The 11446-nt window shown below is 52.5% G+C and carries 11 protein-coding genes; 1 reads left to right on the top strand and 10 read right to left on the bottom strand.

From position 1 onward, the window contains the following. On the top strand, positions 1-286 hold a 286-nt coding region (locus PHV74_11525; protein ID MDD5094992.1), incomplete at its 5' end, for a hypothetical protein. A gap of 45 nt (positions 287-331) precedes the next feature. On the opposite strand, the gene PHV74_11520 is transcribed toward PHV74_11525, so the two are convergent. The 10 genes from PHV74_11520 to PHV74_11475 all read right to left on the bottom strand — a co-directional run bounded on the left by PHV74_11520 (position 332) and on the right by PHV74_11475 (position 11264). Then, on the bottom strand, positions 332-682 hold the full coding sequence (locus tag PHV74_11520; protein MDD5094991.1) for an MMPL family transporter: 351 nt from the start codon (positions 680-682) through the stop codon (positions 332-334). Beyond that, complete coding sequence (locus PHV74_11515; GenBank protein ID MDD5094990.1) at positions 670-2634, bottom strand: MMPL family transporter; 1965 nt, start codon at positions 2632-2634, stop codon at positions 670-672. Before PHV74_11515 ends, PHV74_11520 begins: the two co-directional genes overlap by 13 nt. A 637-nt stretch (positions 2635-3271) precedes the next feature. After that, positions 3272-4603, bottom strand: a complete 1332-nt coding sequence (locus tag PHV74_11510) for a 2-hydroxyacyl-CoA dehydratase family protein (protein MDD5094989.1) — start codon at positions 4601-4603, stop codon at positions 3272-3274. 22 nt (positions 4604-4625) lie between these two features. Next, the gene (locus PHV74_11505; GenBank protein ID MDD5094988.1) at positions 4626-5783 is read right to left on the bottom strand and encodes a 2-hydroxyacyl-CoA dehydratase family protein; all 1158 of its coding nucleotides are present in this window, start codon (positions 5781-5783) and stop codon (positions 4626-4628) included. A 108-nt stretch (positions 5784-5891) separates the two neighbouring features. Continuing rightward, the gene (locus PHV74_11500) at positions 5892-7109 is read right to left on the bottom strand and encodes a CoA transferase (protein ID MDD5094987.1); all 1218 of its coding nucleotides are present in this window, start codon (positions 7107-7109) and stop codon (positions 5892-5894) included. 93 nt (positions 7110-7202) lie between these two features. Next, positions 7203-7745, bottom strand: a complete 543-nt coding sequence (locus PHV74_11495) for a 2-oxoacid:acceptor oxidoreductase family protein (protein MDD5094986.1) — start codon at positions 7743-7745, stop codon at positions 7203-7205. 73 nt (positions 7746-7818) lie between these two features. Beyond that, positions 7819-8580: a thiamine pyrophosphate-dependent enzyme gene (locus tag PHV74_11490; GenBank protein MDD5094985.1), complete on the bottom strand. Its 762-nt coding sequence runs from the start codon at positions 8578-8580 to the stop codon at positions 7819-7821. Beyond that, a complete protein-coding gene (gene vorB, locus PHV74_11485; GenBank protein MDD5094984.1) occupies positions 8580-9704 on the bottom strand; it encodes a 3-methyl-2-oxobutanoate dehydrogenase subunit VorB in 1125 nt (374 codons plus the stop codon). The genes PHV74_11490 and vorB overlap by 1 nt, the downstream gene beginning before the upstream one ends. Before the next feature lie 72 nt (positions 9705-9776). Next, positions 9777-10016: a hypothetical protein gene (locus PHV74_11480; GenBank protein ID MDD5094983.1), complete on the bottom strand. Its 240-nt coding sequence runs from the start codon at positions 10014-10016 to the stop codon at positions 9777-9779. 60 nt (positions 10017-10076) lie between these two features. After that, positions 10077-11264, bottom strand: coding sequence for an acetyl-CoA acetyltransferase (locus PHV74_11475; GenBank protein MDD5094982.1), 1188 nt, complete (start codon positions 11262-11264; stop codon positions 10077-10079). Positions 11265-11446 lie beyond the last annotated feature (182 nt).

Genomic DNA, 11446 nt, shown 5'->3' with positions numbered 1-11446 from the left:
TCCTGGAAATCCCCCTGAAAAGGGGTTATTCAGAGAGCGGAACCACGGAAAACCCACACTTCGACGTTATTTTATTGAGGGAATTCCGCTGAATTTATTTTTCGACGGACTTGATCAGAGGTTCCTTAGTCCGTGGACCGAAACATACCTACACCGTTGGTGTATTAGGAAACTCGTGAATCCCGGCAGGGATGAACCGATAGGGGTTCCATTTGGGGAATCTCTGATCAAATCCCTGAGTGATGCAAACTCTGTTATGATAATCATTTCTAGGTTTTCCAACTGAAATGGTGGGAATCCAAGCACTGGACTTGGATTCCCACCCTCAAAACTAGGCTTCTATTTTAGCTGCTTGTCTCGCTTTCCCTTCACGCCAGTTATCGAAGGTAACCACAATGGCTGGCAGCACCACGATAGTGCTGACGATGCACAGGGCCATATCGATGACGGTGACTTTGCCGAAATCGGTGATGAGGGGGAAGTCAGTGGCAAAGAGCAACGCGCCAAAGCCAATGACCACCATCAATCCGGAGATGATGATCGCTCGACCGATCTTGGTCATGGCAGTCTGCATCGCCGCAATGGGTGTCTCCCCCTGCTCCCGCTCTTCGTAGTAGCGCATCAGCAGAAGAATGGTGAACTCCGTGCCGACGCCCAGGATCAGAGCGGTCATGGTAGCCATGATGGGGTTGACCTTGATTCCCAGTACGTCACACCGCTCGACCATCCGAGGATCAATCCGATAGGGAGGGCGGCAGTGATCACCCGCTTCCAGTTGAGTTTGAAGAGAACCAGCAGGGCTGCAAGGCACAGGATGATTCCAATATAGACCATCTTGCCCCGGCTGTCATCCAGGTCTTTAGCGAGTTTGGGTGACAGGAATACCACGCCGGTCCAGGGAATGAACTGGGTATTGTTAGGCGGGGGATTATCACCCCAAATCGCTAACACCTGCTCCATTCCTTGCCGGTAGGTGTCCACGGTGGAGGTTGCCAGGCTGACCGTGATGTTGGCATGTTTGAGGTCCGGGGTAATCATATTGGCCTTCATGGGTACAGGGATTTTGTTCACGATGGCCTTGGCTTGATCGGCTGTCTCCGGCAGTTCCCCTCCGTTGAATTGGGAGATCAGGTCAGCGATGGAAGTCGCATTGGCGATGATGCCTTTGCCTTCGACCCTGGAATACTTGGACAGGGCAGCTTGCTTGCGCTCTATCATCCATTGCAGCATTGCCGGATCGGTAATATCCGGAGCGTCAATCAACATATACGAAGCTGAGGCTCCTCCGGCCAGATTGATCAGCAGTTGGAGATCCTTGGCCGCCTGCACGTCTGCCGCGACGAAGTCCTGGGCGGCTGCCGTACTCTCGATCTTCTCATCATAAGCCCAGCCGATTCCGGTCAATACGACGGCAATCACAATGATGGGGATGGCGAGTTTCACGACTAGGGGCGCAAGCCACGCCAGACCTTTTTCGATAACAGCAACTTCAATCTTTGCATCCGCTTGGGCCGGCTTGCTCCGATCCCGTCGATACAGACCCGACATGAGCAGGGTAGGCGCTACAATCAGAAGGACGAGCACACCGATGATCAGCATCTTGCCGAAATCCTGCACCATCGGGGTCAGCGAGAAGAGAGACGTGGTGAAGGCCACACAGCCGACGATCACGGCGATGATGATGGGCGGCCCGATATGGGTGAAGGCTGCCAATCCTGCTTCATCTGCAGTCTTGCCTTTTCTCAGTTCCTCATCGTAGCGGTTATGAAATTGGACCACATAGTCCACACCCAGACCGAGCAAGATGGGGAACACGCCCATGGAAGCCAGGGCGATGTTCAGATCGATGAGACCCATAATCCCTATCGTGTAGATGACGCCGACGGCCACCACGGCGAGGGCCAACCACCGCCAAACGAAAAAGCCTCGCATCCGGAAAAAGAACGCCAGCACGAGGAACATCAGTACAAAAGCGATTATCATAACCACGCCCAGGGCGCTGCCCAGGTTTTCTTCGATATACCACATGACGACGGAGGACCCGGAAACAGTGGAAGTGATACCCTGGAATCCGGCTTTGTCGGCAACCGCGCGCATTTCGTCAGCGATTGCGCCTTTATCCGGCAGCGGGAGGTTTCCTTTGAAGGTCAGAATCAAACGCATGGTCGGCATCGGGACCTGCGGGCCTTGGAAGAAGAAGCTGGCAAACGAGGACCGCGGCTTCCCGGTGGTAGGATCGATAATTATTGTTTGGGTGGGTGTGCCCGTCGGCATCTGAGGCCGCATGAACTCTGCCAAGAAGGCGGGGCTGGACACACTGAAGGCGTTTGGCAGCGTGGATAGCTCTGCCTCAACCTTCTTTAGGGCCTCGTAGTTGCTATCAGAAAGCAATGTGTCATAACTATCCGCCTGCATAATCAGCATTAGCTGATCGCCGGCAAAATACTGGTCGAACGCCTTAAGGTCTTTGTACCCCTGAGAGTCCTTTGATACGTAGGTGTCATATGCGGAGGTCATCTCCACATTACTGGCGAGGATCGCCGCCGGAATCGCTATCAATATGCACAACAGGATCAGCAGTCCTGCCCGGCTCTTGATTACCTGAAACCAGAATGCGCTTATATTTGCTAACACTTTTTCCTCCTTTCCTATGTGGATAGACTAGTTGGTTTATACATACCAATATTCTCTTGATAGCGTGGCCATCTTCACCTCCCGTTTCATTCCATGCTGTTTAGCTCCCTTTCTCTTGTTCATCTTCAAGACCTTTATCCCGAAATATCTCCTGGAATCAATCCAATTCGAGGTATGGGTTCTCCATGAAAATGAAACCTCTCAGGAATCTCTGATGGAGTGATATGGGATACATCCAGTGGGGGTTCGAGGGGGGGTAAGAACCCCGAACCCCCTGCTCTTCCCCCAATTTCGGGGGGTCAAGTGTTGATCAGGACTTAATCAGAACTTCCCCGTTCCATAGACTGTGGGAAGAGGGACGTCTATTGTTCGCGGGCCTCCTTTTTTGGGCTAAGACTTCACACACCGCCATGGTACAGATACCTCGCCTTCACAGGCAGGGAATTCCCACTCATTTAGATAGGCGCTGCTCAACTTTCCCTTCGCCGAATTCGGACAACGAACAAAAGACTATTTTCAAAGGCGCCGTACCGTTTCTGTGCTGAACAACCTCTTTCAGCACCCGGCGCCAGGTTTGTTAAGCGGAAGGCAAAATTCCTCTCAGTCAGCAAATCTTGTTCGCAGTTGTCTATCGAGTCTATCCCATAATTGACGACTGCTGAGATTTTTGATTGCCTTTTTTGTAGGTTTCCACCGCTGCCATGAAGCCCTCCACCTGCGCTCTCCAATGGGCTTCAGAATAGTCGCGCATGTCGATGATGTCGCTGGTGAGAAGAAGGACAGGAACTTTGCTGTAGCGACTGATCAAATTTTTCACGTGAATCTGTCCCACCGTCATCGCTCGGCAGGACCTGGAAGCATGCATGAATACGCCATCGATCTTGTACTCATCAATCTGTCTCAGTATCTTTTCCACTGTAGCGTTGCCGGTGTGCTTCCTGGCGACGTCATTTCCCTCGGAGAACCGGATCACACTTCTATAGGCCAGCTTCTCGATAGGGTCTTTGATGCTGGAAGGAATTTCAACCGGATCAAAAGCCCGATAGCCGTTTTCGATGGCAAACACCCCACCCAGATCTTCGAAGTAATTAAACACCCACATCGTGTGCCAGGGCGGAAGTCCTCCACCCCAAAGCAGCCGGTAATTCTCAGTCTCCAGAACTCCAACCTTGTTGTTTACCCGCTCCTGCACTTCGTCCCGCAGGTCCTGGTAAAACTGCGTCGCCTCAGGATAGCCGCACAGGAACATGCCGGGGACCATCACGTTGAAATGATCCTGAGATGGCATCGGCGAAGGCACAGCCTTGCGCAGTTGATCCACCTCATACCACAACTGCCAGGTCTTCTGACTCTGGGCAAAGGATTCCTCGTATTTGTCATAGTCCATCTTGCGCCCCGTCAGCCGCTCCAGGAACTCGATCAACTCCTTTAGTTGTTTGGTCTGATACTTCACATAGGATGGGAGAACCTCTTTGGTATCGGCTTCAACCGGAATCCACATCACGTCCACGTTGAACAGAGGGGTTTTCTTGTAGCGCCCCAGGGCTTGATACCACTTGTACCTCGGATCGCAACTGCAGCTGGAACCGAGCATCATGTCCGGCTCGGCCATGCCGCCATCGGGTGAATTTTCCGGTGCATGGCCCAGTTCACACCTGAGACCATCGAACCCCAATCCGACTCGGGTGTATCCGCAGATAACATCGGCATAGCCCTGGCTCTCCGCCTTCTGCAGAAATCGTCCGGCCTCCCGTTTGGCAGCACAAAGCCCTGCCCAGTTTTCGGTCCAGATGGGCACAATATCGAAAGCCACCAGAATCTCATCGTACTGGCATCCCGTCATACAATAAGCCGTCAGCAAACCATTCTGTTTGGCCGATAGAGCCCTGTCGTTCATATTCTTGACGATCGATCTAACCCTCTTGGATGTACTGGTTGCATGGATCGCCGTCGTCTTTTTCTGTTGCATACCTCACCTGCCTCTGTGCTATTTAACTCTGAAGGCTTTCCACAAACGCCTCTACCCTGGTCTGGAGCCTTCCCAGGGATTGGGTATGATACTCGTCTTCGATGTCCAGAACAGGAAGCCCAACCTTTTGAAGATACTCGCGGACATCGGGCGCGTCCAGTTCATAGGTGTCACAAAACCGGATAATGTAGACAATGGCGGCGTTGGCCTTAAACTCTCTGGCCAACTTGCCGAGATGGCCGAACCTGAACTCCATATCCTCGCTGTGATCCTGCGCCTCGCTATTCTTGCAAGTTCGAGGAGAAGGAATCTTGAGAAGATAGCGATTGGCAAGGGCTGCCAACGGACTTGGCGCACCATTCACGTCATACCAGTAGTCATCGGTGCCCAGAGAGGTAGCGTCTACCACCACATCCGCCCCACCCTTCTCGAAGAGCTCAACAAAGGAAGGTTGATCTACCTCCGCACCGTAAAGGATGAACCTCGGCTTGTGCTCGGCCGGGCCCGGTTTCCGATCCTTTACAGTCCTTATGACGTTTTGCACCAACTTATTGGACTCGTTTACAGGCAGACACCGCGCTGCTACCTCAACTTTGACCATTTCACTCCCCGTTATCATCGGAGGCTTTGATTTTCTGAGTTGGTAGAGTTCCCTCATCAACCGGCGATTCCTGTTGTGCATCCCGATCGCTTTATTCAACCGGTCATCGGTCAATTTCACGCCCGCGTACTCTTCAAGACTGCGTTTGAATAACTCCAGCTCATCCTCGAAGAACTCCAGAGATGAAGTCGAAGCCATATGAGGCACATTGATGAAATGTGCATACGTTGTGGGAATGCAGCTGCGCCATATATCATGAAGGCGAAATATACAATCGCAGGCGTGGGGTGTTACGATTCCGTCGAGGAAATCGTAACACCCCTTGATTCCCAGATCGAAAGCGTTGCGCACAAACGAGCACATATTCATCTCGAGATGAGCATCCGCCCTGGTGATCAGTTCGTTGATATCGCCTGTGATCCTGTATGGAATCAGGCCGGCCGCCGTCAGCATTTCCACAGGCACAAGGCCGTAGAAATAGCCGACGACCTTTTCTCCGCGCTCGGACATCTCTTTTGCTCTAACCAGCCGATTCCGATATGCTTCTTCAATGGGGTTTAGTTTCCCTTCATTTGTCATGTTTCAACTCCCGACGCAAATGGTCCACATTCGTGCCACGTAACTACTGCCGGAATGGACCTGACCGGCTCGCCACGTGGGATGATCTTGTATCAAAAACCCTGCGGACTAGATGACTTTCTTGTCTTTGAGCGCGGTAATCTGATCCCAGTTATACCCAAGCATTTCGTTAAGGATTGTCTCCGTATCCTGCCCGTACTCAGGGGCTTCCCTTGTGATCGCCATGGGCGTCTTCTCGAAGCTGATCGGGAAGCCTATCATCTTCACCTGCCCCCAAATCGGGTGATCGTATTGGGTGATGTAGTCATTTTCCAGAACCTGCGGGTCTTCTTTCAGATCCGGTATGTCGTTCACGATGCCGTAGACCATTCCCGTTTCCTTCAACATCTTGACCCACTCTGCCCTGTCCTTCTTGGCGAAGGTCGCATCTAGGATGGTCACCAATGCTTCTCCATTTGCACGTCTGGTTTCCATGCTATTGAAGCGCGGGTCCTTCTCAAGATTCTCTAAACTCAATGCTTTGCAGAAGTTGGGCCAGAACTTGTCAGCCGCCAGAGCCGCCATGGCAACCCACTTGCCATCGCCGCATTGATAGTAATTCCACAAAGGATTGCCCGCCTTCTTTCTGGCGATCTTGGGCGTTGGGAGTCCCACCAGAGTATTCATGGTCACCGGGTGCCCCATGAGAAACACCAGGCTTCCCAATAATGACGACTCCAGTTCTTGCCCTATCCCTGTTTTTTCCCTGTAGTAAAGCGCCGACATCACTCCCATAGCAGTCATGACAGCACCGCTCTGATCTCCCAGTCCACCTTGAACCATCAGCGGCGGCATGCCCGGCTCACCGATAAGATGCATCAGCCCGGAGCGGGCTACTCCGGTATAGTCGGCAGACGGGTCCCCCTTGTCAGGCCCCTTAGGTCCCCATGCGGAAGCGTGCGCATAGATCAGACGAGGATTTAGTTTACGAAGGGTCTGATAGCCCATCCCCAGGCGTTCAGCAACACCTTCTCTGAAGTTCTGTATGAACACATCCGACTTCTCAACCAGCTTGTAGATGACCTCTTTTCCCTCGGGCTTGGTGAGATCCACCGCAATCGCTCGCTTGTTACGATTTCCAGCTTCAAAGTAGGCATTGCGCTGGGAAAGATCTGAAGACAGAATGGCTCCTGCAATTCTCATCATCGCTCGGCCAGGGTCTCCGCCATCCTTTCCCTCAAGCTTGATGACATCAGCTCCCATATCTCCCAAAATCATGGAAGCTACAGGACCTTGCTGAAAGATGCTCCAGTCTATAACCCTGATTCCTTCAAGAATTCCAGCCATTGTTCTCGTTCCTCCTTTTAAAGTCTTTTTATTGATACCCCGAGAGCTCACACGATTGCATCAGTGTCATCTCCTGAAAACGATCCGTTCCCTTCAGGCAGGTTTTTCAGCAGCCCACTCGGCCGCCACTTCTGCCCCTTTATGAACAGCTTCGATATTCTTCGCGATTACTTTGTCGCCGCCGGATTTGAATTTCTTCTTGATCTCGCTTTCGATGATCTCCATAGGCACCACGCCAGTCGCTTGCACGTATCCTCCAAGTAACACCAGATTTGCTGATCGAACATCTCCCACGGCATTGGCGATGGTCATGGCCGGAATCTCCAGAACCCTGACATCTTTCCTCTTCACAGTTCCCTGCTGCATGGTGCTATCGATCACCATCAATCCACTTGGGCGAAGCCTGTTCTCAAAATTGGCCAGTTGACTCTGATCGAATATGAGAATAGCATCCGCCGATTGAAGCACCGGGGAGCCGATCGGACTCTCAGAGAGAATAACCGTGCACTCGCTCGGGCTGCCTCGCATCTCCGTAGAATAGGAGGGGAAATAGACTACGTTTTTGTACTTTATGGCGCCGGCCTCCAACAAGAATTTCCCGGCTGTCAGAACGCCCTTGCCGCCAATTCCCGCCATCAGCACTTCATATCACTTCGGTTTCGTCTCCATATCAATCATTTGCCTCCGGATATTCTTCAAGCCAGCCATGCTATACGATACTGTCAACGTTTCTGAATTCACCCAGCGGAAACTCCGGGATCATCCTCTTCTCTACCCAGTCCAGGGCATTGACCGGTGACATTTTCCAGTTTGTGGGGCAAAAATCCAATATCTCCACAAAGCTGAAGCCCACATCATCCATCTGCTTCTGGAACGCCGTCTTGACATATTTCTTGGCCTGCTGGAAATTCTTAGGACTGTTAACCGCCCCACGAGCACTATAGGCAACCGACTTTATCGTGGCCAGCATCTCAGCCGTATGCACCGGCCATCCATGCTTAATGGGGTCTCGCCCTTGGGGACAGGTGGTTGTCACCTGTCCTGCTAAAGTTGTCGGGCCCATTTGTCCGCCGGTCGTGCCGTAGTTGGCGTTGTTGGCCATGATGATCGTTATTCTCTCGCCGCGAACGGCGGCGTTGATGAGAGCTCCGGCACCGATAGCGGCAGCATCCCCATCACCCTGAATGGCATAGACTATCGGCTCATCATACAGGGCCTGCTTGATACCGGTGAGCACCGCGGGGGCTGTTCCGTGTGTACAGAGAGCCGTATCGATGAGTGTGGTCATACTGATAAACGCTGTGCAACCCACACCCGATACCTGTATGGTACGATCTTTGATCCCGAGTTCATCCAGGCATTCATAGATTATTCGACCGATAAGAGGATGCCCGCAACCCGCACATGTCCCATATGTTCCGGTGGCAAACATTTTCAAGGCGGGCCTTCCGTAAATCTTCTGCTTCTCCATTATCCCTGACTCCTCCCTGAAAGCATTTCTCTAACTTTCTGCATGACCGCATCAGGAAGGATCATTCCCGCGCCGGTATCCAGATGGCGGGCCAACATGTTCACCGAACTAACTTCCGCCCGGCCCTCTACACCCATGACCACATCCTCAATCATGCATCCCAGATTATCCTCGACCACGAGGAACTTTGCCCCCCTAGCCGCTCTTTGTCTGACGGCTTCATAAGGGAAAGGCCAGAGCGTTATTGGCCTTAACAGTCCGACCTTCAGTCCTTCAGCGCGAGCCATGTTCACCACATCTATGCAGGTACGCGACACGTAACCAAAGGCCACCATAACGAGATCGGCATCATCGATCTCAATCGCCTGGTATCGGACCTCTGCCTTCTTCATGGCCTCATATTTATTGAAATAGCCCGTAAGCGCCTGTTTATAGAAGGGCGTCGTGCCATATCCGCCGAAAACATAATCAAACTTTCCGCCCTTTTTGGCGAAACCTCTAAGTGCCCAGTCCTTGGGAGGCAAAGGCTCGAATTCCATGGGGTGCATCTCAATGGATTCCACCATCATCCCGATGATACCGTCGCTCAGTATTATTGTCGGGTTCCGATACTTGTCGGCCAGATAAAAGGCTGTCTGAATCAGCTCAAAAGTCTCCTGCGCCGAGTTCGGAGCGAGCACGATGTTTTTATACCCGCCGTGCGCGCCTCGAGTTGCCGAGAGATAATCCATCTGAGCGTGCTGTACTGAACCCTGGCCAGGTCCTCCCCGTTGCACATCCATGATCACCACAGGCAAGTTGGCTCCCGCAATATTGGAGACAACCTCCTGCATGAGCCCCCACCCGGGGCTGGAGGTTGAGGTCATAACCCTCACTCCGGCAGCGGCCGCACCGAACAGCATGGCTGCCGCCGACCATTCAGATTCCGCCTGCACAAAGCGCCCGCCCATTGCCGGCAACTCCTGTGCAAACCACTCTGTCACCGCATTCTGTGGGGTTATGGGATAGCCGAAGAAGTGGCGGCAGCCTGCCCTGACCGCTCCCAAACATGCTGCCTCATTACCGGTAACTATCGCCTTGTCTATCGGGCTAGATGTCTCTTTTCCGCTTTTTGATTTGTTCATAGTTCAATCTCCCCGCTTCGATATGCGCCCAAAGACTCCTGTTGTAACATCCTGTGGTTGGCGATACCGCAGTTATTTCTTGACCGGGGCTTTCTCCTCAGTATATTTGTAGACGGTAATCGCGTAATCAGGGCACATCCAGCCACATATAGCACAAGCATTGCATTTCTCTGGATGTGCCACTACCGCAGCTAAATTACCTAAAGCGCCAAGCTCCTTACCCATTTCCAGACACCCCTGGTTGCAGAACTTGACACAGAATCCACATCCCTTGCAGGCCTTCTCATCGATAACAATCTCCCCTTTGGCCATTTGCCACCCTCCTTTACCTGAACTCAAAGCTTAATCTGACGGGCTTCCCGGCTCTCCCTTTTATTCGGGCAATCCCAAGATGGCAATTCCAGCCATGAACTTCCCTGGAACGCCGCCCTGGTTATGAACCAGGCCCATCTTGGGATTCTTGAGTTGCCGCGAAGGTTCATCGGCCCTGCCCTGCAATTGCCTGACCACTTCGGCCACTTCCCTCACGCCGCTTGCACCGATAGGATGTCCGAATGATTTCAATCCTCCGCTCAAGTTGACCGGAATCTCTCCTTCCTGTGTCCAGGCTCCTGACTCAATATCTTCCTTCGCATGGCCTCTCTCGCAGACACCAAGAGATTCGACCGCAATAAGCTCAGCAATGGTAAAACAGTCATGCACCTCAAGCTGAGACAATTCTTTACGGGGGTTCTTTATTCCGGCATCTGCATAAGCTTGTTGGGCTGCATATACAGTCTCGTGCCAGATCGTATAATCATAGTCCGTTCTCACGGCGCCCATGCCGGCACCTATGGAAAGCCCAAATCCCTTAATCAGCGCATAGTCACTTCTGAACTTCTTGGCATCTTCCGGGCGGCAAATCACCGCTGCCGCAGCGCCATCGGTTACGCCACAACAATCGAACAAACCCAAAGGCCAGGCAATTAGCGGGGCGTTCATTGCCTTTTCCAGTGTAATCTCCGTCCGCAGATGAGCCTTGGGGTTTCTGTCGCCGTTGTGGTGACTCTTCACCGAGATCATACCCAGCATCTTTTTCCCTTCGGCAGGTGTCAGCCCGTATTTGCTGAAGTATCGGGTAGCCGCCAGAGCAAAGGTGCCCGGAGCCGTGAAATCTGCCTCGTAAACTGTGTGCTGAGAAGGCATTCCGCCAGGCGGAAGCCCCGCCTCTCCCATGTCCTTCAACTTCTCCACTCCTACTACCAGCACAACATCATACGCATGCGCCGCTACGGCAAACGCTGCATTCCTGAGTGCATCGATTGCACTGGCACAGGCGTTCTCAACTCTAGTGACAGGCTTAAACTGCATCTTCAGCGGCAAGGCCAGCGCAGCTCCGGTACATTGCCACATCGTTGCTACCCATCCAGCATCGACATCTTTCACGTCGACTTTTGCGTCGGCCAAGGCCTCATGCGCGGCCTCGATCGCCAGATCAGCAGCGCTCACATTCCATCTCTCTCCGAATTTGGCACAACCCGTGCCGATAATTGCCACTTTATCTTTAATCGACTCTGCCATCGTACTCTCCTTAGACTCTTATCGGACTCTTATGGGACGACATTTCCAGAAGTAATTGTGGCGTCCCTGCAAAAAGCCGGTATCGGAATTCTGATTGAGTCACCCTGATATTATGCTGCGAAGTTTAAAGTCTGAGTGAATCGGCTGGCGGGTCGAATTTAGCGCCAAAACAAGCGCCAACA

Source organism: Dehalococcoidia bacterium, from assembly GCA_028711995.1.
Lineage (GTDB): Bacteria > Chloroflexota > Dehalococcoidia > SZUA-161 > SpSt-899 > JAQTRE01.
Note: the sequence above shows the minus strand (reverse complement) of the source record. Positions and strands in the feature narration are given on the sequence as shown.